25 protein-coding genes are annotated in these 26,998 nt (G+C 67.7%); 14 read left to right on the top strand and 11 right to left on the bottom strand.

All coding sequences use genetic code 11. From position 1 onward, the window contains the following. The 3 genes from GGD82_RS08785 to GGD82_RS08775 form a co-directional block, all read right to left on the bottom strand. On the bottom strand, nt 1-1,539 hold the full coding sequence (locus GGD82_RS08785; protein WP_150061294.1) for a bifunctional aminoglycoside phosphotransferase/ATP-binding protein: 1,539 nt from the start codon (nt 1,537-1,539) through the stop codon (nt 1-3). Between the two features lie 183 nt (nt 1,540-1,722). Next, nucleotides 1,723-2,118 (bottom strand): hypothetical protein, encoded by a 396-nt coding sequence (locus GGD82_RS08780; protein WP_221240748.1) that lies wholly within the window; start codon nt 2,116-2,118, stop codon nt 1,723-1,725. Nucleotides 2,119-2,742: 624 nt separating this feature from the next. Then, nucleotides 2,743-3,843 (bottom strand): hypothetical protein, encoded by a 1,101-nt coding sequence (locus tag GGD82_RS08775; protein ID WP_150061296.1) that lies wholly within the window; start codon nt 3,841-3,843, stop codon nt 2,743-2,745. 338 nt (nt 3,844-4,181) lie between these two features. On the opposite strand from GGD82_RS08775, the gene GGD82_RS08770 reads away from it, so the two are divergent. Next, on the top strand, nt 4,182-5,396 hold the full coding sequence (locus tag GGD82_RS08770; RefSeq protein WP_150061297.1) for an MFS transporter: 1,215 nt from the start codon (nt 4,182-4,184) through the stop codon (nt 5,394-5,396). Continuing rightward, on the top strand, nt 5,393-6,166 hold the full coding sequence (locus tag GGD82_RS08765) for a sulfite exporter TauE/SafE family protein (protein ID WP_150061298.1): 774 nt from the start codon (nt 5,393-5,395) through the stop codon (nt 6,164-6,166). Before GGD82_RS08770 ends, GGD82_RS08765 begins: the two co-directional genes overlap by 4 nt. Here GGD82_RS08765 and GGD82_RS08760 read toward each other — a convergent pair whose 3' ends face one another. After that, nucleotides 6,167-8,698 (bottom strand): glycogen/starch/alpha-glucan phosphorylase, encoded by a 2,532-nt coding sequence (locus GGD82_RS08760; RefSeq protein ID WP_150061299.1) that lies wholly within the window; start codon nt 8,696-8,698, stop codon nt 6,167-6,169. A gap of 176 nt (nt 8,699-8,874) precedes the next feature. Further along, a complete protein-coding gene (locus GGD82_RS08755) occupies nt 8,875-9,366 on the bottom strand; it encodes an acyl-CoA thioesterase (RefSeq protein WP_170284172.1) in 492 nt (163 codons plus the stop codon). Between the two features lie 149 nt (nt 9,367-9,515). Between GGD82_RS08755 and GGD82_RS08750 the strand changes: the two genes are divergently transcribed. From GGD82_RS08750 to GGD82_RS08720, 7 genes are all read left to right on the top strand, one after another. Beyond that, nucleotides 9,516-10,262 (top strand): creatininase family protein, encoded by a 747-nt coding sequence (locus GGD82_RS08750; protein ID WP_150061301.1) that lies wholly within the window; start codon nt 9,516-9,518, stop codon nt 10,260-10,262. Beyond that, the gene (locus tag GGD82_RS08745) at nt 10,259-11,062 is read left to right on the top strand and encodes an AzlC family ABC transporter permease (protein ID WP_150061302.1); all 804 of its coding nucleotides are present in this window, start codon (nt 10,259-10,261) and stop codon (nt 11,060-11,062) included. Before GGD82_RS08750 ends, GGD82_RS08745 begins: the two co-directional genes overlap by 4 nt. After that, the gene (locus GGD82_RS08740) at nt 11,055-11,396 is read left to right on the top strand and encodes a branched-chain amino acid transport AzlD family protein (protein WP_150061303.1); all 342 of its coding nucleotides are present in this window, start codon (nt 11,055-11,057) and stop codon (nt 11,394-11,396) included. The genes GGD82_RS08745 and GGD82_RS08740 overlap by 8 nt, the downstream gene beginning before the upstream one ends. A gap of 57 nt (nt 11,397-11,453) precedes the next feature. Then, nucleotides 11,454-11,885, top strand: a complete 432-nt coding sequence (locus GGD82_RS08735) for a thiol-disulfide oxidoreductase DCC family protein (RefSeq protein ID WP_170284173.1) — start codon at nt 11,454-11,456, stop codon at nt 11,883-11,885. A 153-nt stretch (nt 11,886-12,038) separates the two neighbouring features. Further along, nucleotides 12,039-13,325: an O-acetylhomoserine aminocarboxypropyltransferase/cysteine synthase family protein gene (locus tag GGD82_RS08730; protein WP_375782121.1), complete on the top strand. Its 1,287-nt coding sequence runs from the start codon at nt 12,039-12,041 to the stop codon at nt 13,323-13,325. Next, complete coding sequence (hemB, locus tag GGD82_RS08725; RefSeq protein WP_150061306.1) at nt 13,322-14,338, top strand: porphobilinogen synthase; 1,017 nt, start codon at nt 13,322-13,324, stop codon at nt 14,336-14,338. Before GGD82_RS08730 ends, hemB begins: the two co-directional genes overlap by 4 nt. 139 nt (nt 14,339-14,477) lie before the next feature. Next, complete coding sequence (locus tag GGD82_RS08720; protein WP_150061307.1) at nt 14,478-15,131, top strand: DsbA family oxidoreductase; 654 nt, start codon at nt 14,478-14,480, stop codon at nt 15,129-15,131. Here GGD82_RS08720 and folK read toward each other — a convergent pair. Next, nucleotides 15,118-15,642, bottom strand: coding sequence for a 2-amino-4-hydroxy-6-hydroxymethyldihydropteridine diphosphokinase (gene folK / locus GGD82_RS08715; protein WP_150061308.1), 525 nt, complete (start codon nt 15,640-15,642; stop codon nt 15,118-15,120). The genes GGD82_RS08720 and folK overlap by 14 nt on opposite strands. Before the next feature lie 174 nt (nt 15,643-15,816). Between folK and GGD82_RS08710 the strand changes: the two genes are divergently transcribed. Together GGD82_RS08710 and GGD82_RS08705 are read left to right on the top strand one after the other, a co-directional pair. Continuing rightward, a complete protein-coding gene (locus GGD82_RS08710) occupies nt 15,817-16,488 on the top strand; it encodes a LabA-like NYN domain-containing protein (RefSeq protein WP_246163725.1) in 672 nt (223 codons plus the stop codon). A gap of 29 nt (nt 16,489-16,517) precedes the next feature. After that, on the top strand, nt 16,518-17,171 hold the full coding sequence (locus tag GGD82_RS08705; protein WP_150061309.1) for a uracil-DNA glycosylase: 654 nt from the start codon (nt 16,518-16,520) through the stop codon (nt 17,169-17,171). Nucleotides 17,172-17,214: 43 nt separating this feature from the next. Here GGD82_RS08705 and GGD82_RS08700 read toward each other — a convergent pair whose 3' ends face one another. From GGD82_RS08700 to dapA, 3 genes are all read right to left on the bottom strand, one after another. Next, nucleotides 17,215-17,802: a glutathione peroxidase gene (locus tag GGD82_RS08700; RefSeq protein WP_150061310.1), complete on the bottom strand. Its 588-nt coding sequence runs from the start codon at nt 17,800-17,802 to the stop codon at nt 17,215-17,217. 78 nt (nt 17,803-17,880) lie between these two features. Next, the gene (smpB, locus tag GGD82_RS08695; RefSeq protein WP_150061311.1) at nt 17,881-18,372 is read right to left on the bottom strand and encodes an SsrA-binding protein SmpB; all 492 of its coding nucleotides are present in this window, start codon (nt 18,370-18,372) and stop codon (nt 17,881-17,883) included. An 86-nt stretch (nt 18,373-18,458) separates the two neighbouring features. After that, nucleotides 18,459-19,337, bottom strand: a complete 879-nt coding sequence (gene dapA, locus GGD82_RS08690; RefSeq protein WP_150061411.1) for a 4-hydroxy-tetrahydrodipicolinate synthase — start codon at nt 19,335-19,337, stop codon at nt 18,459-18,461. Nucleotides 19,338-19,657: 320 nt separating this feature from the next. Here dapA and GGD82_RS08685 point away from each other — a divergent pair, with 320 nt between their 5' ends. The 3 genes from GGD82_RS08685 to GGD82_RS08675 are packed head-to-tail and all read left to right on the top strand — an operon-like array spanning nt 19,658 to nt 23,040. Continuing rightward, nucleotides 19,658-21,694, top strand: coding sequence for a lytic transglycosylase domain-containing protein (locus tag GGD82_RS08685; RefSeq protein ID WP_150061312.1), 2,037 nt, complete (start codon nt 19,658-19,660; stop codon nt 21,692-21,694). A gap of 39 nt (nt 21,695-21,733) precedes the next feature. Continuing rightward, the gene (locus GGD82_RS08680) at nt 21,734-22,450 is read left to right on the top strand and encodes a haloacid dehalogenase type II (protein ID WP_150061313.1); all 717 of its coding nucleotides are present in this window, start codon (nt 21,734-21,736) and stop codon (nt 22,448-22,450) included. 29 nt (nt 22,451-22,479) lie between these two features. Next, complete coding sequence (locus GGD82_RS08675; RefSeq protein ID WP_150061314.1) at nt 22,480-23,040, top strand: lipocalin family protein; 561 nt, start codon at nt 22,480-22,482, stop codon at nt 23,038-23,040. Between the two features lie 25 nt (nt 23,041-23,065). On the opposite strand, the gene GGD82_RS08670 is transcribed toward GGD82_RS08675, so the two are convergent. Then, nucleotides 23,066-24,304 (bottom strand): YeeE/YedE family protein, encoded by a 1,239-nt coding sequence (locus GGD82_RS08670; protein ID WP_150061315.1) that lies wholly within the window; start codon nt 24,302-24,304, stop codon nt 23,066-23,068. 207 nt (nt 24,305-24,511) lie between these two features. Next, nucleotides 24,512-26,863, bottom strand: a complete 2,352-nt coding sequence (locus GGD82_RS08665; protein ID WP_150061316.1) for a methyl-accepting chemotaxis protein — start codon at nt 26,861-26,863, stop codon at nt 24,512-24,514. Nucleotides 26,864-26,998 lie beyond the last annotated feature (135 nt).

Raw genomic sequence — 26,998 nt, 5'->3', positions numbered from 1 at the left:
CTACATCTCCAGGAACGCGCGGGCGAGGGCCAAGGTCGCGCGCCGGGGGCCGGAACTGTCGATCCGCTCCCAGGTCATCGGTCCGAGGTCCAGGGTGCGCTGGAACGCCAGCACATCCGGCGTAGCGTCGGAAGCGTTATGGCGCCGGCTGCCGATGCGCTTCATGGCGACGTCGTCCGGGGCCTCCAGCCACAGTCCGTAGAACGGCACACCGGCTTCCCGGGCCACGGCCTCGATGCCCACGCGCTCCTCCGGCGTCGCGAACACCCCGTCGGCGATCACAGCGTGGCCCTGTGCCAGAACGGCCCGGGCCTCGTTCCCCAAGGCGGCATAGGTCGCCCGGGTCACATCCTCGGTGTAACCGTCGGGACCCAAATGATCATAGGGGCCGCTGCCCATCAGGCGCTTGCGCAGCACGTCCGTGCGGCTGACCAAAGCCCCCGGAGCCGCGCCGACATGCGGCGCCAATTCGCGCGCCAGCCGGGACTTTCCGCTGCCCGACAGCCCCCCCACCGCGATCAGGCACGGCGGCGGCGGCGCCAGATAACCGAGCGCGCGATCCAGGTACGCGGTGGCACGGCGGGCAAGCTCCTGCGCGTGGGCCGGATCGCCGCTGGTGGTCGCCAGGGTCGCATTGATGTGGGCACGGATGGTGGCGCGCATCGCGAGGAACACCGGCAGCGCCGCCAGCCCCTCGATATCCGGATCATGCTCCATCGCGTGATTCATGACGATGGAGGCCAAGCGCCGAAACCCGCGCTGGTCCAGGTCCATCAGCAGGAACGCGAGGTCATACAACGTGTCGATAACGGCGAAGGTGTCGTTGAACTCGATGCAGTCGAACAGCGTCGGCGCATCGTTCCACAGGCAGATATTGCGCAGGTGAAGGTCGCCGTGGCAGCGCCGCACCCGCCCCTGCTGCCCGCGCCGGATAAGCAACGGCGCCCGCGCGTTCAACGCCGCCACGGTGCGCGCCGTCAGCGTTTCCACCGTCGCGGGGTCCAGCACCGCCGGGGCCGATGCCAGCATACTGTCGCGGTTGCCCCGGGCCACAGCGACCATCCGGGCGGCGTTGTCCTCGCAGGGCACTACCTCGGCCTCGGCATGATAGGCGACCACCACGCGCGCCAGTGCCGTCGCACGGTCCCGGGTCAGTTCCCCGCGCACCAGGAGCCGGCTGAACAGGTCCTGCTCGTCGAAACGACGCATGAGCACGACCCAGTCCACCGCCGCGCCGTCGCCGTCGATGGCAAGCTGGCCAGCGTCGTCCCGCGTGATCGGTGCCACACCCAGATACAGGTCGCGCGCCCCGCGCCGGTTCAGCGCCACCTCCGCCGTGCAGGCGCGTTGCCGATCCTCCAGCTGCGTGAAGTCCACGAACGGCAACCGGACCGCACGCTTGAGCTTCAGCGCCCGTTCCCCGGCCAAAAAGACGGCCGAGATATGCGTATGAATCTGATCGACACGCTCAACGTGGGCCCCATGCGACTCGGGTCGCGCCAGGAAGGCAAAAATGTCGCGTTGCGCGTCGGGTATCATTCACGTCCGCCTGACGGGCCAGAAGGCTGGGGATGCGCTGGAGGACCAGCCTACACCGTATGCCAGAATAGCGCAGGGGCCGCTCGGGTCCAATGCCCCCGCGTCTCTCCGAACCGTTCGGGCAGGGCACACCCTGGGACGTCCGCGCGGAACGGGCGGCGCCGGGGTAGCACGCGGCTCGGCTCAGCGGGCGCGGGACGGCCGCGGCATGCGAATCCAGGGCACGTCGAGATGGTCGAGCCATTGAGGTATGGACCGTGTGTTCACCTCACCAGACTCGGACACCGCGGCGCGCTCGTTGCGATCCTTCGCCGAGGCCCCGCGCGACGGTCGCACCCCTTCCCCGCCGGCCCCACCCGCCGTCGCATCCGGGTCCGGTGGCACCGGGCTGTAGTAGTTGGGGTCCACGAGCGTCGGTTCGGAGATGGTGCGCACATCGTTCCGACCGTCCGTATCCTCCAACATGAAATGCGTCGGGACACCGGGCGCGCGGATCACGCGCGTCACGACCCATACCGTGGATGACACGGAGTCGGCCTTTCGGAACCGGTCCCCGGGCTTGATGGATGTGGAATGCAAGAGTGACCTCGTAGCGGTTCGATCCAGATCGAGGCCGGGGCGTAACACGCAAGGACCAGCGCATCCGCGCGGCAGGAGCCGGACATCGGCTCTGTCCGCAGGCACGCCCCCCGGCCGCCCCGAACCCATTCCCCTGTCAGGATTTTTTGTCATTCAATGGTTGGGCAAGACGGTATCACCGCCCGCGGCAAGCCCACAAGAGGCACCATGGTAACATCCCGCGTTACCTTTCGGTCACAACTACGTCCGAACGTTGGATTCAATCGCCCCGCGCGCCCGCACGTGCGCATCGAATTCTGCGGTGGCCATGAGCGCCTGGCATCGTTCGAACCGCTCGACGGGGTCCCCCTCAGACGCCTTCCGCCGTCGGTATTGCCGATCCTTCGGCGTGCGACACCCGGGTGATGGACGCCCCACCGCCCCGATAGGTCACCGCACGTCTGAGCGCGGGGGATGCTCCGGTCGGGAGTGCCGCCGAGGGACGCGGCGCCCCCGCACCCATGGACGAAGACCGCCCCGCCGCACTGGAACGCCGACCTCTATAGGCCCGAATCAGACCGGGCCCGGTCTCGCGACCAGGCCCGTCCTTCAGGTGCCGGAGAATCCGCGCGCGCGCGGCGCGGGTCAGCTCATTGTGTTCAGGAACGTCCCGGACGCGGCACCACGCAGGATCGACTGATACCCGCTCAGGGCCTTTGACTGGTTGTTCAGGCTGGATTCGACCGCATTGTACTGAGCGCGGGTGGCATCCTCAATCTCGGCGATCTTCGTGAACTGATCCCGGGCCAGGGCGGAAATCTCGTCGGACAGGTTCTGTTTTTCCGTTTGCAACGAGCGGAGCTTGGGCTGAGCGCGCGCTTTCACGGTTGTTACCGAGAACTCGACCTTGCGCAGATTCGCCTCGGCATCCCGGATCGCCTCTTTCGCCGCCGCGATACCGTCGGTCGTGGACAGCTCCTCGTAGTACCACGCCGGCATCAGTTCGAGACCGCCCTTTTGCAAGGTGCCCGTGAACGTCGTACCGCCGGACCCGCTCGGACCGTCATCCACCTTGAAGGTGATCGTGTCATCGCTGCCCACGGTGACACCGGAGATACGCCCGCCGTCGTGCCCCACAACCGACAGACGCTTGTCGTCCTCGCTCAAGCTCTCGACCTTGTACATCACGTTCGCGGTCGGGTTGTTCTTGTAGTAGAACCCCTCGTCAGCGCCGGTCCCGACGATGTTGAACGACGTGCCGGCGTACAGCGCCTGAACCGTCAAGTTGGTGCCGTTGTCCGAGACCTGAATGCTCTTTTTCTCGGGCAGCAGAGTCGCCCCGTTCGGACGGCCAATCAGGTTGTAATCGCCGGAGTACCGGTTGGCCGTCTGATTGATCTCTTGAATCTTCTCGTTGAATTGCTTGGAGTACAGTTCCGACGCAGCCGGATTGTTTTCGGCCTTGGCGACGATCCGCTTCATGTCGCGCAGGAAACCCTTGATGTCGGTGACCTGCTCCTTGGCGTTTTCCGTCGCCTTCACGACCTTTTCCGCGTCGCGCAAGCGCCCGGAGACCGTGCCGCTGCGCGCGGATACACTATCGATCCGGGCCTGATACGACTCGTCGATCGCATCCGTCCGCTGACGCATGTCGGCATACAAGCGTTCTGCAATACGGGTCATCATCAGCGACGAATTGCTCGTCGACAGAAGCGATGACACATTCGCCGTCAGCGCATTCACCATGGGTCTTCTTCCCTGCTGGTTCCCTGCTGGCCGGGCGCCCGCTTCGTGGCGGTTCGCACCCCAACACTGCGTGACCTTCCGCCACGACACATTGACTAGGGCACCATACCACAGTCGTGCAACCGGAGAAACGGATTCCGACGGGCCAAAGGGCTAGGTTGACGCCGGCCCGCAGTGTCCCCTCGAAAGGCCGCTGGGAGAGGACGGCGGCCGGGAACGACAATGAACGGCGGAGGGGCGGCGGACGGATTGGCCCCGTCGCCAGACGAACCCATCTGTTTTATGACACATGATCCTCGCCCCTAGTTGGATGAGTTCCCGTGCCTGAGTCCTGTCCGATGCCCGCCGCTCCCGAGGCGGCGCGCAGCCTGTTCATCGTCGTCGGCGCCACCACCCTGATCCAGGCGCTGGTGACCCTGAACACCCTGACTGTGGCGACCCTCGGCCCCGAGATCACGGGCGCCCTGGGCGTGCCGCCGGAGACGGTGGGGTATCAGATGAGCCTCGTCTATTTCTGTGGTGCGTTCTCCGCGGTGCTCGCCGGGGGCATGGTCACCCGCCACGGCGCCGGCCGCACCAGCCAGATCGCCCTGGTGCTGGGGGGACTCGGCTGCGCCCTGGGGGCGACCGGCTCGCTATGGGCTTTGGTGCCCGCCTCGGCGTTGATCGGCACCGGCTACGGCATGACCAACCCGGCCTCATCGCACATTCTGTTCCGGTTCACGCCGGCCCGACGGCGCAACCTGATCTTTTCGCTCAAGCAGACCGGGGTTCCGCTGGGCGGCGTGCTGGCCGGCCTGATGCTGCCGGCGGTCGGCCTTACCTTTGGATGGCAGGCCGGGCTTGCGGTTTCGGCGGCGCTGGCGCTGACCATGACCGCGCTGCTCCAGACGGCGCGGCCAGCCTGGGACGACGACCGGCGGCCGGGAGCCCGGTCCGGCGCGAGCCCTCTGTCCGGACTGGCGCTGATCTGGCGTCATGACGGCTTGCGCGCCGTGGCCCTCATGACCTTCTGCTTCGCCGCCGTGCAACTCTGCCTGACCACCTTCATGGTCACCCTCCTGGTGGAAGGGCTCGACCGGTCATTGGTGCTGGCGGGGGCGGTCGCCTCAATGGCCCAGATCGCCGGAGCGCTGGGACGCGTGTTCTGGGGCTGGCTGGCGGACCGGCTCGGTGGCGGCCTGCTGACCCTGGCGATCATCGGCCTTATCTCGCTGGTCTGCGCCGTGGCGACCGGATTCATGACGCCGGCGTGGCCGACCTGGAGCATTGCCGCCCTGCTGACGGCCTTCGGCATCTCCGCGATCGGCTGGAACGGCGTGTTCCTGGCCGAGGTCGCCCGTCTGTGTCCGCCAGGCCAGGTAGGATTGGCGACCGGGGGCGCCCTGTTCTTCACGTTCGGCGGTGTCGCCGTCGGCCCGGCCCTGTTCTCCGCGCTGGTGCCCGTCCTGGGCGGGTACGCCGCGACCTTCCCCGCCATCGGCCTGTTCGCCCTGGCCGGAACCGTCCTGATCGGGCGCGCGCGCCACCATGAGCGGGCGACCGCGGCATGAGCCCGCTCGACCTCCTCCCCCTCCCCGACTACACGCTGGCGCAATGGAGCCTCGTGGTCGCGGCCTTCCTGCTGGCCGGCCTCATCAAGGGCGCCATTGGCTTCGGCGTTCCCATCGTCGTGATTTCGCTGCTGACGCTGGCACTGCCGGTCAAGGACGCCATTGCGCTGGTGGTCGTCCCCGCCTTCGCCGGCAATCTGCTGATGATGCGCGAGGGCGGCCGGGTGCGCGAGATCCTGGCCCGGTTCTGGCCCCTGATGACCGCCAAGGCCATATGCCTGGGCATCGGCGCGGCAATCCTGGCCACGGTCCCCACCCGGGCCATCCTGCTGGTCCTGGGGGTGGTGGTCATCACGTTCTCGCTGTTCGGGGAGCGCCTGCCGCGCCTGCACCTGCGGCCCCGTCAGGAAAAGGTCGCCGGGGCGCTGGTGGGTGCCGTCACCGGCCTGCTGGCCGGGACCACCACGATCTTCGGCCCCCCGGTCGTGATGTACATGACGGCCCTGCGGCTGGACCGCGCGACCTACGTCGCCGCCATCGGCACGCTGTGGTCGCTGACAAACGTGCTGACGCTGGTGGCGTTCGGCGCCACCGCCGTGCTGACCCTGCCGCTGTTCCTGGCCTCGCTGCCGCTGGCGCCGGTGCTGCTGGCGGGTTATCCCGTCGGGCGCTGGGTGCGGCAGAGGGTCGACGACCGGGTGTTCCGGCGCCTCGTCATGGCGGGCCTGCTGGTCTCCGGCGGCCGGCTTTTGGTGGTGGCCCTGATCTGATCAGCCCGTCCGGCCGGGCTCCGTCTGCACCGGCACATGCCAGATGTCTGCCGCGTAGTCGGCCACGGTGACGTCGCTGGAGAAGCGGCCGATGCGCGCCACGTTGAGGATGGCCATGCGGCTCCAGGTGTCGGCATCCTGGTAGGCTCGCCCGACGCGCTCCTGGCACGCCACGTAGTCCGCGTAATCGGCGAGCAGCAGGTAATAATCGCCGTGCCGCGTCAGGGAGTCCACGATCGGCCGGTAGCGGTCCGGCTCGTCCGGGCTGAACGCGCCCTGCCCGATCATGTCCAGCACCATGTGCAGGTCCGGGTCGCCCGTGTAGTACTGCCACGGGTCATGTCCGCCCCGCGTGCGCATCGCGTTGGCCCGTTCGGCCGACAGCCCGAAGAAAAAGATGTTCTCCTCGCCGACCTCGTCGCCGATCTCCACATTGGCGCCGTCGCGGGTGCCGATGGTCAGGGCCCCGTTCAGCGCCAGCTTCATGTTGCCGGTGCCCGAGGCCTCCGTCCCGGCGGTGGAGATCTGCTCCGACAGATCGGCGGCCGGCATGATGTGCTCGGCCACCGATACATTGTAGTCCGGCACGAACACCAACCGCAGCCGCCCCGCCACCAGCGGATCGGCGTTGATGACGCGGGCCACGTCGTGGATCAACCGGATGATGAGCTTCGCCATGTAATAGCCGGGCGCCGCCTTGCCGGCCAGCAGCACCGTGCGCGGCGGCTGGTCCTCAGCCCGGCCGGCCCGAATGCGGTTGTACAGCGTGATGACGTGCAGCACGTTCAGAAGCTGGCGCTTGTACTCGTGGATGCGTTTCACCTGCACGTCGAACAGGGTGTCTGGATCCAACTCCACCCCTAGGCGCGCATCGACGTAGCGGCCCAGCGCCTCTTTGTTCAGGCGCTTGACCGCCCGGAACTCTTCGCGGAAGGCGGCGTCCTCGGCCAGAGGCACCAGGCCGCGCAACTCGTCCAGGTTCGCCACCCAGCGATCGCCGATGTGGCGGGTGATCAGCGCCGACAGCGGCCGGTTCGCCCCCTGAAGCCAGCGGCGCGGCGTGATGCCGTTCGTCTTATTGACGATGCGGTCCGGGAACGTCCGGTGCAAATCCGCAAAGATGCCGCCGCGCATCAGGTCGGTGTGCAGCGCCGCCACTCCGTTGACCCTGTGGCTGCCCACGAAGGCGAGGTGCGCCATGCGGACACGCCGCTCCCCGCCCTCGTCGATCATCGACAGCCGCGCCACGCAGGCGTCGTCGGGTTTCGGCGCGCTCTTCCGCACGCCCTCCAGGAACTGGTGGTTGATCGCGTAGATGATCTCCATATGCCGGGGCAGCATGGAGCCGATCAGATCGACCGGCCACGTCTCCAGCGCCTCCGGCAGCAAGGTGTGGTTGGTGTAGCTGAAGGTGCCATGGCAGATCGACCAAGCCTCGTCCCAGGCCAGCCCGTGCTCATCCATCAGCAGGCGCATCAACTCCGGCACGGCCAGGGCGGGGTGGGTGTCGTTGAGCTGGATGGCGACCTTCTGCGGGAATTTGGTGAAGTCGTCGTGCGCGGTGCGGAAGCGGCGCACGATGTCGGCCAGCGACGCGGCAACGAAAAAGTACTCCTGCTTCAACCGCAGCGCCTTGCCCATCCCGGTTGAGTCATCCGGGTACAGGACGTGCGACAGGCTTTCGGATTGGCTTTGCTCCGCCACCGCGTTGATGTAGTCGCCCTGGTTGAATCGACGCAGGTCGAACGCACGGCTGGCCTGGGCCGACCACAGTCGGATCGCGTTCACGGTCCAGCAGCCGTGCCCCGGCACCAGCAGATCGTGCGCCTCGGCCAGCACCTCCTCGCCGTCCAGCCAGCGCCGCACCCTGCGGCCGCGCAGGTCGAGACCGTCCTCGGTCCGGCCGTAGAACCGCACCGGCGTCAGCACCTCCGGACGGTTGAACGCCCACACATTGCCGTAGCGCAGCCAGCGTTCCGGCATTTCAACCTGCTGGCCAGCATCGATGTACTGCGAGAACATGCCGTAGTCGTAGTAGATGCCGTACCCGCGGGCCGGGATCCCCAGGGTGGCCATGCTTTCCATCAGGCAGGCCGCCAACCGCCCGAGGCCGCCGTTGCCCAGCGCCGCCTCCGGTTCCTGGTCGCACACGGCGTCGAAATCCAGGCCCATCTCGGTCAGAGTCTGGCGGGCCAAGTCGAGCGACCCGGTCGCCAGCAGGCTGGCGGTCAGCGAGCGACCGACCAGAAACTCCATGGAAAGGTAGTACACGCGCTTGGCGTCATTGGCGTAGGCGCGGTGGGAGCTGTCCATCCAGGTCTCGACCATGAGATCCCGGGTCGACAGGGCCAGCGCCATGTACCAGTCGAGCGTCGTGCTGCCGACCGGCCCCTTGCCGAGGGAGTGTCGCAGGTGGCGGTGCAGCCGGCGCTTCAGGGCATCGACCTCGGAACCCTTTGCCTTGGGACCGCGACCATCCAGAACCGAACCCGACACGGCCGTCGCCGCGCCCACCGACCCAGAGTCCACCATGACCGCTCCTTGCCTGTCGGGGCCCCACACCGTGTCGGCATGCCAGACCCGCACGCCGTGTCCACCTCGGCCACAACCATACTCCGGTCATGCACGGGATTCAGCCCAAACTTGCGGCACTCGGCGCTCATGGAAGAGGCACACGTGATCATCATAGGCGCGGCGCGCCGGGGCCGTCACAGGCGCGGCGCATCGGGCACCAGATAGTCCGCGAGGGCGGCGCGAACCGGCTCGGGCATGGGCCTCGATCGGCCGGCGCCGGTGTCGGCCCAGACGCAGACGTTTTCGGCCGCACCGAAACAGCGGTCGCCGATGAACAGGCCCTGGCCGATGACGCAGGAGGTCCGCCCGATGTGCAGCACGCGCGAGCCGATATCGACGTCGGCCGGGTACCGGGCCTCGGCGACGAAATCCAGCACGAGGCGCGCGATGACCCAGCCGATGCCGCTGCCGGCGGTCGATCCCGGATTGAGGGTTTCCAGGAAATCCACCCGCCCCGACTCAAGATAGACCGCGAACGAGACATTGTTGACGTGGCCAAGGCGGTCCAGGTCCTGGAACCGCACGATGTCGCGGGTCCAGTAGCGGTAGGCGGCACGCTCCCGCGCGCCGGGCACGTCCGGCGCGGCGGGGGCGCCATCGGATCCGCGCCCCGGACCCTCCGGCATGCGGAACGGACCCTGGCGTAAGCTCGGCAATCGATGCATGGAAGGCCCTCGGCAGTGCGGGGTTGTTCGAAGCGACGGGTTCGCCCTAGATCAAGGCCTGATCCTTACCCTTTCAGAATCCTTACCCCCTCACTGGGAGTCATCGCAACGTGCGCCTGCACCTGAGCACCTGGCCCGAAGTCGAAACCTACCTCGCCGACCGGCAGTCGATCATCCTGCCCATCGGATCCACGGAACAGCATAGCCCCTGCGGCCTGATCGGCACCGACGCCATCACCGCCGAGACGATCGCCGGCGAGGTCGGCACCCGCACGGGGACCCTGGTCGGCCCCACCATCCCGGTCGGCATGGCCCACCACCACATGGCCTTCCCCGGGAGCATGACCCTTCGGCCGAGCACGCTGATTGCCCTGATCCGCGACTATGTGGTGTCGCTGTCGTCCCATGGCTTCCGCTCCGTGCTGTTCATCAACGGACACGGCGGCAACATTCCCTCGGTACAGTCCGCGTTCTACGAGGTCTATGAAACCCTGCGCGTGCAGCAGGGCGACGCGGCCCCGGCGCTTCGGCTGGCCCTGTGCAACTGGTTCACCCTGCCGTCGGTGGGCGCCCTTGCGAAAGAGCTGTACGGCGATCACGAGGGCTGGCACGCCACGCCGAGCGAGGTCGCCGTGACCTGGGCGGCCTATCCCGATCACATCAAGACGGCGCCGCTGGAGCCGCTCGACCCGGTCGACCCCCGGTTCTACGACAGCCGGGATTTCCGGGCCCGCTTCCCGGACGGCCGCATGGGGTCGGACCCGTCGCTGGCGAAGCCGGAGCACGGCCACCGGTTCATCGACGCCGTCAGCACCGAGATCGTCGCGCGCCACGGCGCGTTTCTGGACGGCGCATGACCGCGAGCCCGAGCGAGCCTACCGCCCCAACAGGCGGCCCGGCCGATGGCTACGGGTCGCGGGGGGCGGCGCTGCGGGCCGGCCTCCGGCTGGCCGTGGGCGCCCCCGCCGTGGTCCTGGCGGCCAGTTACATCGGCTTCGGCGCCCTGGTGCGCTCGGTGGACTGGAGCCTGCCGCTCGGGCTGATGTCCAGCGCCGTGGCCTTCGCGCTGCCGGGGCAGATCGTGGTCGTGGAAATGACGCACACGGGGGCGTCCCTGCTGCTGATCGCCGCCGCCGTGGCGCTGACCAACTTCCGACTCATGCCCATGACGCTGGTGCTGATGGGGCGCATCCGCGACCCGGAGGCGCCGCGCTGGTGGCCCTATGCGGTAGCGCATCTGATCGCGGTCACGAGTTGGCTGGTGGCGTTGCAGCGCATCCCGGACATGCCGGTGCGCGAGCGGACCCCGTTCGTGTTCGGGTTCGGGCTGGCGATCTGGAGCACGACCCTGACGGCCACGGGGGTCGGCTACGCGCTGCACGAGGCGGTGCCGCCGCTGGTCTCGCTCGGGCTTGTGTTCCTGACCCCGCTGTATTTCCTACTGATGATGGTGGCGGATCTGCGCCAGCGCGCGCGCCTGTACGCGGTGATCGCCGGCGCCCTCGTGGGGCCTCCGCTGCACCTGCTGACACCGGACTGGGGCTTGGTGCTCAGCGGCCTGACCGCGGGCACGGTCGCGTTCTCGCTCGACCGCCGCGCGGCCGCGCGCGACAGCGCGCGGGCGGCCTCATCCGGGGAGACTCTGGGCGATGTCTAACGCCGACACATCCTGGTTCCCCGTCGTGGCCATCCTTGTGGGGGCCGTCGTCACCTACGCATGGCGGGCGCTGGGCACGTCCCTGTCCGGGCGACTGCGCGCCGACAGCCCCATCATGGCCTGGTCCGGCTGCGTCGCCCACGCCCTGTTGGCGGCCCTGATCGCCCGCATGATCGTGCTGCCGGTCGGCCCCCTTGAAACCACCCCCATGGCGGCGCGGCTGGCCGGCGTGGCGGTGGGGGTCGCGGTGTTCTTCGGCCTGGGCCGCAACATCCTAATCGCCGTGATCGCCGGTGCGGCCACGATGGCGGGCGGCGTCTGGCTGGTCGCCTGACCGGAGGGACGGCGCCCGGCCCTACCGCCGTCGGGGCCGCGTTCCCATATGCAAGCCATGACGACATTCGGTTCCCCATCCCGTCGCAGCGGCGCCGCCGATACCGACACCGGCCACGGCCTGACGACCTATTACAACGGCGCCTGTCCGGTCTGCCGCACCGAGATCCAGCACTACCAGAAGGTGGATGCGCGCCACGACGTCGGGCTCGGCTGGCACGACGTCAGCCAGGGTAACGGCGGACTCGCCATCTTCGGCATCGCGGGCGACGCCGCCACCCGGCGCCTCTACGCCATCGACGATAAAGGACAGCTGCACGCGGGCGTCGATGCCTTCATCGCGGTCTGGCGCCACCTGCCCGGCTACCGCTGGATCGCCCGCCTCATCGCGCTGCCGGGCCTCCATGCCGTTGCGGTGGCGGTGTACGAAGGGATCCTCGCGCCCCTGCTGTTTCAGTGGAACCGGTGGCGGCGGCGACGCCATCGATAGCCGCCCTCAACAACACAGAACACCTCTGTTTTAATTGACATTTTTCTCGGATCTCGCTGTATTGCGAATTCTCAATGCTCCGGTGGGGACGACCGTCGCGGCGCGACCGTTGCCGGCCCCGCCCGTTCCCCGCTGAGGAGGCGCCCCGTGCCCATTTCGTCCAAGCACCCCGAAACCCTGGCCGTGCATGCCGGCTTCCGTGAAGCCGCCGGAACTCACAGTGTGGCGGTGCCAATCCATCAAACCACGTCCTATCAGTTCGAAAGCACGGAGCATGCCGCCAACCTGTTCGCACTGAAGGAACTGGGGAACATCTACAGCCGCATCATGAACCCGACGAACGATGCGTTCGAGCAGCGGGCCGCGGCACTGGAGGGCGGCGTGGCCGCCCTGGCGGTCGCCTCGGGGCAAGCGGCGAGCACCTATTGTGTGATGAACCTGTGCGAGGCCGGGGACAACTTCATCACCTCCACCGACCTGTACGGCGGCACCTGGAACCTGTTCGCGAACACCCTGCGCCAGATGGGCGTCGAGGCGCGCTTCGTGGACCCGAGCGATCCGGAAGCGTTCCGCAACGCCGTGGACGAGCGCACCCGCCTGATCTACGCCGAGACCCTGCCGAACCCGAAGCTGAACGTCTTTCCCATCGCGGAGGTGGCCGCGATCGGCCGCGAGCTGGGCATTCCCCTGATCGTGGACAACACCGCCGCCCCGGTGATCTGCAAACCGCTGGAGCTGGGCGCGGCCGTGGTGATGTACTCCGCGACCAAGTACATGGGCGGCCACGGCACCAGCATCGGCGGGCTCGTCGTGGACGGCGGCAACTTCGACTGGGAAGCCTGGGGCGACCGCTTCCCCACCTTGAACACCCCGGACCGGAGCTACCACGGCGCGGTCTGGACCGAGGCGGTCAAGCCCCTCGGCCCCATCGCCTATATTCTGCGCATGCGCGTCATCCTGCTGCGCGACCTGGGCGCGGCGCTGAGCCCGTTCAACGCCTTCCAGCTCATCCAGGGCGTGGAGACGCTGCCGCTGCGCATGCGCCAGCACTGCGAGAATGCCATCCTGGTGGCGCGCTTCCTGCGCGACCATCCCAAGGTCACCCGCGTCATCCACCCGAGTCTTCAGGACGGCGAAGCGCGCCGCCGCGCCGACTCGACCCTGCGCGGTGGGTACGGCGCGCTGGTCGGGTTCGAACTGGAGGACGGCGCCGAGGCCGGCCGGCGCTTCATTGAGGCGCTGGAGTTGTTCTACCACGTCGCCAACATCGGCGACGCGCGCAGTCTGGCCATCCATCCTGCGACCACGACGCACTCACAATTGTCGGTGGAGGACCAGCTTGCATCCGGGGTCTCGCCGGGCTATGTCCGACTGTCCATCGGGATCGAGCATCCCGATGACATTATTGCGGACTTGAGCCAGGCATTGGAGAAGGTATGAGCGGACTGACGGTCGTCAATGGCCTCGGACGGTACCCGAGGACCCGGCCCCGGCGCCTGCGGGTCGCCGCGTGGTCGCGCGATCTGGTGGCGGAAACCCATCTGAGCGTCAATGATCTGGTCTGGCCGGTTTTTGTCATCGAGGGCGAAGGGCAGCGCGAGCCGGTGGACTCCATGCCCGGGGTGGAGCGCCTGAGCATCGACCTGCTGGTCGAGGCCGTGGGCGAGGCCAAGGCCCTGGGCGTGAAGGCCATTGACCTGTTCCCGCGCGTGGAGCCGCACCTGAAGACTCCGGATGGCCGGGAGGCCACCAACCCGGACAACCTCGTGTCCCGGGCCACGCGCGCGCTGAAGGCGGCGCATCCGGATGTGGGCATCTTCTGCGATGTCGCTTTGGATCCGTACAACTCGGATGGGCATGACGGCATCGTCAAGGACGGCGTCATCCTCAATGACGAAACCATCAGCGTCCTGATCAAGCAGAGCCTCGTGTTTGCGGCGGCGGGCTGCGACGTCATCTCGCCGTCGGACATGATGGATGGCCGGGTCGGACAGATCCGCGACGCCCTCGACGCCGCCGGGTTCGGCCATGTGCAGATCATGGCCTACGCGGCCAAGTATGCCTCGGCCTTCTACGGCCCGTTCCGCGACGCCATCGGCACCGACGCCGCCCTGAAGGGCGACAAAAAGACCTATCAGATGAATCCGGCCAACACCGACGAGGCCCTGCGCGAAGTCGCCATGGACCTCGACGAGGGTGCCGATTCCGTGATGGTCAAGCCCGGCATGCCCTATCTGGACATCGTGCAGCGCGTGCGGGAGACCTTCGCCGTGCCCACGCTCGTCTATCAGGTCAGCGGCGAGTACGCGATGATCAAAGCGGCCGTCAATAATGGCTGGCTGGACAACGACCGGGCCGTTCTCGAAAGCCTCCTGGCCTTCAAACGGGCCGGGGCCAACGCCATCTTTACCTATGCGGCGGTAGAGGCGGCACGGCTTTTGCGGGACGGATGACGGCCGTGCATCCGTCGCCTCTAGTCACGGCGGGCCGGACCGCTTAGGGTGAATGACAATGGCGCCCGCCGCCTCAGAGTGGTGGACGCCGTTGGCTTCCGCCGGGCGTCCGCCCCGGCCGCGATACGGACGACGGATCATGCGCATCGACGTCATGTTCGACACCGTGTGTCCCTGGTGCTACGTCGGGAAGCGTCGGCTTGCGCTGGCGCTCGCCCAGCGGCCGGGCATCGTCATTGACGTCCGTTACCACCCCTTTCTGCTGAACCCCGATATGCCGGTCGGCGGCATCGACCGCGCGGTGTACCTGGAGCGCAAGTTCGGCGGCGCGCACCGCGCCCGCCGGGTGCTGGAGGCGGTCGCCATGGCCGCGCACGGCACCGCGATCACCTTCAATTTCAGCGCCATCCGCCGCATGCCCAACTCGGTGGACAGTCACCGGCTGCTCGCCGTCGCCGCCCGCTGCGGCCAGACGGAAGACACTCTGGACGCAGTGTTCCAAGCGTTTTTCGGAGAGGGGCGCGACATCGGGACACGCGCCGAGCTGGACGCCATCGCCGCCGAGGTGGGGCTGCCCGAGGATCAAGTCGCGGCGGAATTCGCCCGCCCCGACGGCGTCCACGACATCCTGACCGCCAACGGACGCGCGCACGCCCTGGGCATCAACGGCGTGCCCAGCTTCGTGTTCAATGAGGCCTATTCCATCGCCGGCGCCCAGGAGCCCGATGTGCTCCTGCGCTTGATCGATCTCGCGTTGGAAACCCAGGTGCGCGAGCCGGTCACCGCGACGTAGGTGTCGCCCGATCCTCTTCGGTCTCGTCGCGTTCAATCCCCGCGATCGGCCCGAGCGCGGCGACGAGATCCGCGACGGGCCGACCGTCCACGGGATGACGCCAGTCCGACGCCACATCCGCCAGCGGCAGCAGCACGAACGCCCGGTCCGTCAGGCGCGGGTGCGGCAGAATCGGTCCAGCGTCCGAGATGGCACCGTCGAAGTCGAGCAAATCCAGGTCCAGTGTGCGCGCCGCGTTGCGGGTGCCATCCCGCCGCCGCCCGAACGCGGCCTCCACGGTGTGCAGACGGGCCATAAGGTCCGCAGGCCCGCCCCCATCAAACGCAATACGCGCAACGCCGTTCACGAACCAGGGCTGGTCCGACGGCGGCACTGGCGCCGACCGATACCATGGCGAGCACGCGACGACCGACAGGTCGGCGCGCGACAGAGCCGCAAGCGCGGCCTCAACGGTCGCGCGCGGTGTTCCGCCCGGACCCGGTAAATTCGACCCCAACGCAATCAGAATCATTTCGTCGTCCTTGTTACCGGCCAGCCGTTTCAACCTTGCGCCCGCCGCACAAACTTCTTAAGTTAAAATTTGTGGGACAGGAACTTTGGTTTCCAGCCCGCATTTCATGATCTTATTGTACTTGCATTGTCGGCATTGCTATTGCCGGAGCAGCCTGCTTTAAGGACCTCACCGATGATTTTCTACCCTCAGGAGCGGATCGGCCTGTTCATCGACGGGTCGAACCTGTACGCCGCCGCCCGCGGCCTTGGTTTTGACATCGACTACAAGCGACTTCTGGAACTGTTTGCGGCCAAGGGCCGACTGATTCGGGCCTTTTACTACACCGCGCTGGTCGAGGACCAGGAGTATTCCCCGATTCGCCCCCTGGTCGACTGGCTCGACTACAACGGCTACACGATGGTCACCAAGCCGGCGAAGGAATTCACCGACGCCATGGGCCGGCTGAAGCGCAAGGGAAACATGGACATCGAACTGGCCATCGATGTCATGGAAATGGCCCCGCATCTGGATCATATCGTGCTGTTCTCCGGCGACGGTGACTTCCGCCGCCTGGTCGAGGCGGTGCAGCGCAAGGGTCTGCGGGTGACCGTGGTCAGCACCGTGAAATCACAACCGCCGATGGTCGCGGACGAACTGCGACGTCAGGCCGACAACTTCCAGGAACTGCTGGACCTGGAGGCGAGCATCTCCCGCAGCCCGGTGCAGCGCGAGCCGCGGGAACCGAGGGAGACGCGAGAGCCCCGGGGCGAGTATCGGGAGACGTCGCGGGATCGGGAGTCGCGCAGCAGCACCGACACCGGGTCGGTTCTGAGCAGTCAGGATGTGGACACCACCCCGCGCTGAGCCGCCCCCGATAAAGTGCTATTGAGATCATGAGCCTCCCTGATCTGGTCCCCCCGCGCCAGCCCGCGCCGGACTGCGCGCTCTGCCCCAGGCTGGCCGCGTATCGGGCCAGCAACGCGGCCGCGCATCCGGACTGGTTCAACGCGCCCGTGCCGCCCTTTGGCCCGACGGATGCGCGCCTGCTGGTGGTCGGGCTGGCCCCGGGTGTGCGCGGCGCCAACCGGACCGGTCGGCCGTTCACCGGCGACTTCGCCGGCGACCTCCTGTACGAGACGTTGTCGGCGGAGGGCTTGGCGGCCGGCACCTACGCGGCCCGGCCGGACGATGGTTTCACGCTGCGCGGGGCACGGATCGTCAACGCGGTCCGCTGCGTACCACCGGAGAACAAGCCCACCCCGGCCGAGATCAACACCTGCCGCCCGTTCCTGATCGATGAACTGGACGGCCTGTCAAACGTCCGGGTGATCCTGGCCCTCGGCAAGATCGCGCATGATTCGGTGGTGCGGGCGTTCGGTCAGCGGCTGGCCGCGATGCCCTTCGCGCATGGCGCTGTCCATGCGCTCCCCGAGGGCCGGCACCTGTTCGACACCTACCATTGCTCCCGCTACAACCAGAACACTCGACGCCTGACACCCGAGATGTTCCGCACGGTGGTCGCGGCCTGCGCCGAGGCGGCGCGCTAAGCCCGCGCACGCCCCTTTCGGAGCATCTTCTTTCCGGGCGGGTTCACTGCGTCGCGTCGGGCAAGACTTTTTCCACGGCCGCCACCAGCCGGTCGGACTGTGGCTTGGTCACGGACGAAAACCAGTCCACCAGCGTGCCGTCAGGCGCGATCAGGTACTTGTGGAAGTTCCACTTGGGTGATCCGACAAATCCAACCTGCTCACGGGCCCAGGCATAGAACGGATGCGCCCCGTCCCCGGACACGACTTCCTTTTCCGTCATCGGGAAGTTGATGTTGAAGTTCACGGTGCAGAACGACTTGATCTCCTCCTCGGAGCCCGGTTCCTGGCCACCGAAGTCATTGGAGGGCACGCCCAACACCACCAGCCCCCGATCGCGGTAGGCCTCCCACAGCGCCTGGAGCCCCTCGTATTGCGGTGTGAAGCCGCACTTGGACGCCGTGTTCACGATCAGCACCGCCTTGCCCGCGAACTGGTCGAGCGGCACCGGCGCCCCGTCGATGGATGTGAACTGAAAGGCGTGGGCGGTCTGTCCGTTCCCGGTCGCGGCCGGAGCCGCAGACGACAGACCGGTGGCGGTCAGGGCGGCGGCGGCCGCGCCGCCCAGGGTTTTGCGAAGCGAACGTGCCATGCGTCGGGTCCCTCCTGCTCGAAAGCTTTGGATCTGCGACGTATACGGGCCGGCGCGTCCCCCGGATCGCCCGCCCGGCTATCCCTTGTCGCGCAGCAGGCGTTGTTTCTGGCGGTTCCAGTCGCGCTGCTTGGCGGTCTCGCGCTTGTCGACCGTCCGCTTGCCCTGCCCCAGGCCGATCTGCACCTTGGCCAGCCCGCGCGCGTTGAAATACAGGGTCAGCGGCACCAAGGTCATGCCCTTGCGGCTGACCGCGCCCATGAGCTTCTGGATTTCGCGCTTACGCATCAGCAGTTTGCGCGGCCGACGGGGTTCGTGGGTGAAGTGCTTGGCGTTGCCGTATTCGGGAATGTGCAGGTTGAACAGGTAGAGTTCATCCTCCTTGCCGCCGGCATAGGAGTCCGACAGGTTCGCCCGCCCCTGGCGCAGCGATTTGACCTCGGTGCCATACAGCACGATCCCAGCCTCGAACGTCTCGTCGATGGCGTAGTCGTGCCGCGCCCGCCGGTTCTCCGCCACGCGGCCCGTCGAGATCAGCGTCCCGCCTCGTCTGTCCTTCGGTTTGGCCATGATCGCGTCCATATGGGCCGGAGCCCCCACTCGCCGCAAGGGAGCAGGGGCACCGGGTCCTCATTCATCTCGCCGTGTGCGCGGGGTCAGGCCAGCAGGCCCGCCGTGCGCATCGCCGCTTCGACCAGCACGCGGGACGATTCCGCGATCGGCACCATCGGCAGGCGCATGGCGGCCGAGCCCCGACCCAGCAACGACACGGCGTATTTCACCGGTCCCGGGCTCGTTTCGACAAACATCGCGGCGTGCAGCGGCATCAGCCGGTCGCGCACCGCGGCGAACGTCGCGAGGTCCCCGTCACGCCACGCCTTGTGCAACTGCGCACACAGCGCGGGCGCCACGTTGGCCGTGACCGAAATGCAGCCGTGTCCACCCTGCCCCAGGAACGCGGCAATGGTCGCGTCCTCGCCCGACAGCAGGCAGAAGTCCGGCCCGATGGCCAACCGGGTCGCCAGCGGACGGGCCAGATCGTTGGTGGCATCCTTCACGCCGACGATGTTCGGCAGCGCCGCCAGCCGGGTCATCGTGTCGATCGACATGTCCACGACGCTGCGGCCGGGGATGTTGTAGATCACGATCGGCAGGTCGGCGGCGTCGTGAATCGCCTTGAAGTGCTGGTACAGACCCTCTTGCGTGGGCTTGTTGTAGTACGGCGTGACCACCAGCGCGGCATCGGCACCGCTGGCTTTGGCGTGACGGGTGAAGTCGATGGCCTCATGCGTCGAATTCGAACCGGTCCCGGCGATCACGGGCGCACGACCGGCGGCGGCTTCCACGCACAGTTCGACGACCCGTTTGTGTTCGTCATGCGTCAGGGTCGGGGATTCCCCGGTGGTCCCGACGGGAATGACACCCTCGGTGCCTTGGGTGATCTGCCAGTCCACGAAATCCTGAAACGCACGCTCGTCGACGGCCCCGGAGGCCGCAAACGGCGTAACGAGGGCTGTCAGGGAGCCCTGAAACATGACCATGACACGCTGTCTCTCGCCAAAAGTATCATGTCGCCGGACGCGGATGCGCCCGGCGGCGGATGGGGTAGTCCCGCCGCGGGACGAGGCGGTGCGCGGCCGAACGGTCCGAACACCCCCGCAGCGAGACCCTTCCTTGTAGCATAGACATTTGCATGAACAAGGGGATCCCAGCCCCGGAGAGCTCTTGCCCTCGCGCAACGACGGCCTCAGGATGGCGAACCGGAGCCGCGTGGCTCCCGTTTCCGAACGAAGCGGGGCCCACGCGCTGAAAGGGTGCACCACCGTCCGACTCGATTCCCTGGAGGAGCCGCGCCATGGCCTCGCGCTGGACCATCGCCGCCACTCGCCCCGCGCGGCGGCGCGGGACGCCTGCGATCCTGTTCGCCGCCTGCGTTGCCGTCTCGCTGGCTGCCGTCGGCCCGCTCCGGCCGGGGCCGGCACTCGCCCAGATCCCGCCGTACTCCGGGCCGTTCGGGGCCGCGCTGGAGGCGTTGCAGGACCGGGACTATGACACCGCCCTGGCCCTGGCCGGGCGCCTGGGCGATCCGGTCGCCCGCAAGGTGGTGGAATGGGCGCGCCTGAAAGATGGGCTCGGTAGCTTCGCGGCGATTTCCGGCTTCCTGGAGGCCAACCCCGGCTGGCCGCACAGCTATGCCCTGCGGCGGTCGGCGGAACGGGCGCTGACCGGGCTGGAGGATCCGCGCCGCGTTATCGCCTGGTTCAAGCGCTACCCACCGCTGACGACCGACGGTCGGGTGGCCCACGCCCGCGCGCTGAGCGCCGCCGGCCAGCATGACGCCGCCCGCGATGCCGCCCGCGACGCCTGGATCCACGGTCATTTCACCCATACCGAGGCGGTCGCGTTCCTGGACGTGTTTCGCGGATCGCTGCGCCCCCGCGACCACAACGAGCGCCTGTCGGAACTGCTGTGGGACCAGTCGGTCGACGAGGCCCGGCGCCTGATGCCGCTGGTCGACGACGGACACCAGCGCCTGGCCGAGGCCCGCATCCGTCTGATGACAAACGCCGCCGGTGTCGATGCCGCCATCGACCGGGTGCCGCGCAGCCTGCGCGACGATCCGGGTCTTGTGTACGACCGGCTGGTCTGGCGGCGGAAGCGGGACCTGTACGACCGTGCCGTGGAACTGCTGTCGCACCCGTCGGCGAACCTGGGCCGGCCGGACGCCTGGGCCTATGAGCGGGCGTATCTGGGACGGGAGGCTTTGCAGCGCGGCCACGTGACGCGCGCCTATGAGATCTTCGCCAACCATGGCCAGGACCGGGGCGTCGGCTTCGCCACCGGGGAGTGGATGGCCGGCTGGATCCTGCTGCGGTTCCTGCGCGAGCCGGCCAAGGCCCTGCCCCACTTCGAGACCATGCACGCCGGGGTCTCCTACCCCCAGAGCCTGTCCCGCGCCGCCTACTGGGCCGGACGCGCCGCCAGCGCGTTGGGTCAGCGCGACCGCGCGCGCGACTGGTACCGCAAGGCCGCGCAGCACGCCGAGACCTTCTATGGCCAACTCGCCGTCGAGGCGCTAGGGGAACGGCTGGGGGACCATCTGGACGCCCGCCCGCCGGTCACGGACGCCGACCGCGCCCGCTTCGCCGCCGACGAGCGTGTTCATGTGATCGAACTGATGGATCAGGCCGGGTTCATCGACGCGGCGCTGCCGTTCATTCTGGCGCTGAACGATGACGACGCGACGCCCGGCTTCCGCCTTCTGGCCGCCGACGCCGTCGCCCGCACCGACCGGCCGGACATGGCGGTGTTTTTCGCCCGACGCGCCGCCCTGGCCGGCACGATGCTGCCCCAGGCCGGCTATCCGCTGCCCCCCGATGTCCTGACCGGCGTGAAGCAGGCGCCGGTGGCCGGCGACCGGCCGGAGCCGGCGCTGCTGTTGGGGTTGATCCGCCAGGAGAGCAACTTCAACGCCGAGGCCGTGAGCCGTGCCGGCGCGCGCGGCCTCATGCAACTCATGCCCTCTACCGCGCAGCGCATGGCGCAGCGCCTGGGCGAGTCCTCGTCTCCGCTGCGGCTGGTTACCGACCCGGGGCATAACGCGCGGCTGGGCACGGCCTACTTCGCCTCGCTGCTGGATGACTTTCGCGGGTCCTATGTGCTGGCGATCGCCGGCTACAACGCCGGCCCGCAACGGTCCGTGCAATGGATGCGCGAGAACGGAGACCCGCGCCGGATGGACGTGGAGCAGGTGATCGACTGGATCGAGATGATTCCCTTCTCGGAAACCCGCAACTACGTGCAGCGCGTCCTGGAAGGGGCGCAGGTGTACCGCCACCGCCTGGGCGAGGCGAGCGCCGACGCCACGCTGGCCCGCGACCTGCAACGCTGAGCCTGACTCTGGCCCGCCGTGCTCGAAAGGAGAGGTCTCGTGTCCACGCCCCCCTGGCCCGCCGCGCCGCCCGGCCCGATCGTCGCCTGCCTGTTCGACGCCTATGGCACGCTGTTCGACATAACCTCGGCGGCCCGTCGCCTGAAAGACGAGATCGGCCCCGCCTGGGAAAGCGTGGCCGAGATCTGGCGCACGCGGCAACTGGAATACACCTGGCTCCGCAGCCTGATGGACCGCTACACGGACTTTCGCGTGATTACGGCGGAAGCGCTGGACTACGCCTTCGCCGCTGTTGGGCAGGTCCCAGCCCCCGGGCTGACCGACCGGCTGATGGACGTGTACATGACCCTGGACGCCTATCCCGAGGTGCCGGGCATGCTCGCGACCCTGCGGGACAAGGGCGTCGGCACGGCTATTCTGTCCAACGGCGCCCCGGACATGCTGCAAGCGGCCACTGACAGCGCGGGTTTGGCGGGAGTGCTCGACGACCTGTTATCGGTGGACACGGTCGGGGTGTTCAAGCCCGCCCCGGCCGCCTACGAACTGGGATGCGTCCGCTTCGGCTGCGAGGCCGGCCGGCTGATGTTCGTGTCGTCCAATGGCTGGGATGTGGCCGGCGCGGCGACGTTCGGATTCCGCACCGTCTGGGTAAACCGGCGCAACGCCCCGGCCGAACGCCTGCCCGGTGTCCCCATGGCGGAGCTGGACTCTCTTGACGGGTTGCCCGACCTGGTGTCCGATCCGGCCTTTCGGTAATCCTGTCGCCTCCTGTGGAGCCCCGTACGATGCGCGAATGGACCTGGACCGGCTGGAGAAACGCGGTGTTGGCCGCTGCGGCCCTGGCGGTCTCCGGCTGCACCGGGGTGCCCGAAGGTGTGGCGCCGGTCACCGGCTTCGACCCGACGCGGTTTTCCGGCACATGGTACGAAATCATGCGCCTGGACCACACGTTTGAAAGCGGCCTGACCAATGTGCGGGCGACCTACCAGCCGCGTCCGGACGGCACGGTGGCGGTGTTCAACCGCGCCTGGAACCCGACCGCCTGCGCCTGGGAAACCGTGGAAGGCTCGGCCCGCCTGCGCGCTGGCCCGGACGTGGGCAGCTTCGCCGTAACTCTGACGTCGCCCTTCCCGGGCGGTCTGCATGTCCTGGCCCTGGACCATGCCGACTATCAGTGGGCCCTGGCCGGCGGGCCGACGCGGGACTTCCTGTGGATTTTGTCGCGCACGCCTACCCTGGATCCGGAGATCCGCAAGGCCCTCATGCGGCAGGCCCGAGACATGGGCTATCCGGTCGCGGACTTGGTGCGGGTCGACCAGTCCGGACCGGTTTGCGAAAGCCGCTAACCCGCGCCACTGGCGGCGGCACGCATCAGGAGACGAGGACCTTGCGACCGGTCTCCGTCGCGTCCACCGCATCCACGGAAGCGCTGACGGGGATGGGCTCCGCCGCCGTGTCGACCGTCCGCCTGCGCCGCCACTCCGGCAGGAACACCCAGCCGCCGCGCGCGATGGCGTTGGCCTGGGCGTTCTCTCCCGCTGCGGCATCGTCCTGCAACAGCAGCCCTGCGCGGTCCACGATCCAATCGGCCAGCGCCGCTCCGACCCACATGCAGAACAGCGCGGTCCAGGCGGTCAGCGCGAACACCGAGCCGCCGGTGAGACCGGCCCCGACCGCGCAGCCGCCCGCCAGCATGCCGCCGAACCCCATGAACGCGGCGCCGACGATGTACCGCCGCATCCCGTAGCCGCCCGTGAACCCCTGAAGCCGAAGGTCGCCACTCACCCAGGCGGCGAGAAACGCCCCCAGGAACACGCCAGGCACCAGCCCGTTGTCGAAGTCGAGCACGCCACTCAGCGGGCTGAGCACCAGCATCAGAGCATCGGCCGACGGCCCGGTAAAGCTGAGGCTTTTCACCGCCACCGGATCCCAGGCCTGATAGGACAGGCTGTAGGTGAACAGCCAGCCCACGGCGATCGTCGCGCCGACGCCCAGGCCCCCGACCCAGGCCCAGGCCGACAGCCGGTTGCGGGCGGCGAAATACAGCGCGAGGCCGAACAGGACGATGCCGATCACCACGCCGGCCTGCGCATCGAGCCCAAGCAGCGTGAGCCCGTTCAATACGGACGGTGCGTCCACCACCCACAGCCCGGCCAGCGTCTCGCGCACCGGCGCGAGCACCCCGCGCAGGGAGGCCTGCGCGGTCACCGCGAAGATCAATCCAGAGAGCAACGCCCGCAGATTCCCGGTCGCCGACAGCACCAGCAGGCGGCTTGAGCAACCCCGGGTCAGGATCATCCCGACACCGAACATCAAACCGCCGATGATCGCGCCGGACAGGCTGCCGGCCGCCCCGAGCTGGCGCGCCGCCCCGACATCCAGCAGGCCAGCCTGAATAAGCGCCTGCGTGCTGAGAACGGCGGTCGCGAAGGCCACCAGCCACAACGCCATCTTGGGGCCGACCGAGCCGCGCGCGAATTCAATCACGGCCGCGCGCAGGCAGAACCGGCTGCGCTGCGCAAAGCCACCGAACAGCAGGCCGATCAACAGACCGCCGACCACAATGGTGCTCGAGTCTCCGAACGCCTCGAGCACACCCGTCAGATCCATCCGTCTCGTCTCCCTTCGGCACCACAGCGGACGCGGATCCCCGCGCCACCACGCCCCGACCAAAACGCGAACTCAGGAGACTCTACGCCGTTCGTTTGTCCAGACGCAATGCCGGCCGGACCCGAAACGGACCCGGCCGGTGCAAGGCTGCCATGCCATTCGTTCCGAACACGGATCGGTGGCGCGACGTCGGTCTCGGGCGCGGCGCTACGGCTGGATGCGCTCGTCGATGAAGGCGTTCAGCCGCCGGGACGCATCGTCGCCCGCATCCAGGCGGACGTGGGTGCCGCTGCCGGTGTGCGCAACCACACTGCCGTGCAGATCGCCCAGGCCCGGGATGCTCATCACGAACTCCTGTCCACGATCACTGTCCAACACCCGGTCAAGCGTGCCGACACCACTGCGCGCGACATCCTGCAACAGGCAGGTCACGGTGTTTTGGCCGCCCAGATTCAGGGTCGCGGACACGTTCACGGTGTACAGGGTGTTGGCCTGACGCTCCTCTTCGGAACCGCTCTTCACGATCCTTTCGAGGGCCTCTTCCATCTGACGGATGCGGTTGCGCACATCCTCCGCCGCCTGCTCGACGGTCCGGGCCTGCTCGCCCGTGACACCCGTGCTGGCGCGCACATGCTCGATGTTGTCCGAGGAGTCCTGCGTGTTGCGCGCGGCGAGTTGGGCGTTGTGGCTGATCTCGTTGGTGGCCGCACTCTGCTCCTCCACGGCGGCGGAGACGGCGGTCGAGATGTCGTTGATTTCCCGGATGATGTTGGAGATGTCCTCAATCGCCGCGACGGCCTCCTGGGTGGCCCCCTGGACCGCCGCGATCTGCACACCGATATCTTCGGTCGCCTTCGCGGTCTGATTGGCCAGCGTCTTCACCTCGTTGGCGACCACGGCAAAGCCCTTGCCGGCCTCTCCGGCACGCGCGGCCTCGATCGTCGCGTTGAGCGCGAGCAGATTGGTCTGCTTCGCGATGTCGTTGATGAGGTCGACAACCTCGCCGATCTGATTGGCGGCCCGGTTCAGGCCCTGAATGCGGTCGGTGGTGGCTTCGGCCGAGGTCATTGCGCGGTTCGCCGTGGCCGCCGACGCTGTCACCTGTCGGCTGATTTCCTGGATCGAACTGGCCATTTCCTCGGCGGCCGCAGCCACCGCGTCGACGCTGCCCGCGGCCTCCCGGGAGGCGGACGACGCGGCATCGGACTGCGATTCGGTGGTCGAGACGGACCGCGCCATTTCCAGCGCCGCCGACAGCATCGCCTCGCTCTGCGAGCGCACCAGCACGATCGCGCTGTTCACTTCCTCGTACAGAGCGTTGGTCAGCGCGAACATTTCCGCCTGCACCCGGCGCGCGTTGCGGCGGTGCTGGGCCGCCTGTTCGGCCGCCATTTTCTTCAGCTTGAATCCGTTGTCCTTGAAGACCTGTACCGCTGCGGCCATCTCGCCGATCTCGTCACGGCGATCCTGGCTCGGCACCTCGACCGACAGGTCGTCATCGGCGAGTCGTTCCATGGTGGCCGTCATGGACCGCAGAGGACGGCTGAGCATTCGGCTCAACATGAACACGATGAGCGCCAGCACACCAAGGGCGGCCAGCGGGTTGACGACGAACTGCACCGCGCTGGACCGCGCCTGCGTGTCGTTCATCTGGACGATCCGTTCGCCGATGTCGCGCGTGTACGCCGCGGAGGCATCCAGCAACTCCGCGTGCTGGGTCCTGGCCTCGGCGGTCAGGGTTTCGCGCTCTCGGTCCTGCTGCTCACGCAGGGCCGCCATGCGCTCCGCCGCCTGCTCCTCGACATTGACCAGGGCGGCCCGGGAGACACCAACCTCCAGAACACCGCGCGGCTTGTCCGTTTCGCGGTGGCATCCCTGACACTCTGGATCATTGTGCAGCACGACATAGGAATACAGGACCGGTTCCAGGTTGCCCTCGTCGTTCTCCACCTCACCCGGCTGGGACGCCGTGCCCTCGGCGGACGACAGGGCTGCCGTCAGGCCCGGCCGCCGCCCGTCCGGAATGGCGGATTCCCGCACAGTGTCGTGGGGCTCGAAATACGTGGTACCGAGGGCGCTGTTGACCTGCTCAATGGTGCTGTTGTCCGAGAACGCCTCGACACCGTCCGTACGCCACAAATGAATGTCGAGAACGTCCGGGTTGTCGGACAGATTGAACATGATGTCTTCGGCGGTGCTGGCTTGGCCGCTCATCATCGCGGCGCGGATCATCGTGGTCGCCGACGCGGAAATGCCGGCGTGCTTGCCCGCGAGGAACCGGCGCTCCGCTTCGGCCTGCGCTTCCGCCTGGATGCTCGCGGCCCTCTGATCCGCCTCGAGATGCTCAACCTTCGCCGTCACCGCCTGGTTCACAATGTCGTTCGTAAACTCATCCTTCTCGGTGATGATCTGGTCAATACTTCCGGAAAGCTGAGCCGTTTCCTTTGCCACCAAATTTGAATAATAAAACACCAAACCAATGTTAATAATCGCGATAACAGCGACCAACGCCACAACCGCTGCGGTTATTTTGGCATTCAGGGATTTCATGAACATCATCGGAAGCGATCCTATCCCTCAGCATTTTTGCTTGACGCGGGGAGGCAACACAGAAACGGTCCAACGGACCACGCCACCATAACATGCCAACTGGACCAAAGCTCCGTATTTGGTTCATGTTGTCGCGATTGGAGT

The sequence above is a fragment of the Roseospira marina genome (genome assembly GCF_014197855.1).
Lineage (GTDB): Bacteria > Pseudomonadota > Alphaproteobacteria > Rhodospirillales > Rhodospirillaceae > Rhodospira > Rhodospira marina.
Note: the sequence above shows the minus strand (reverse complement) of the source record. Positions and strands in the feature narration are given on the sequence as shown.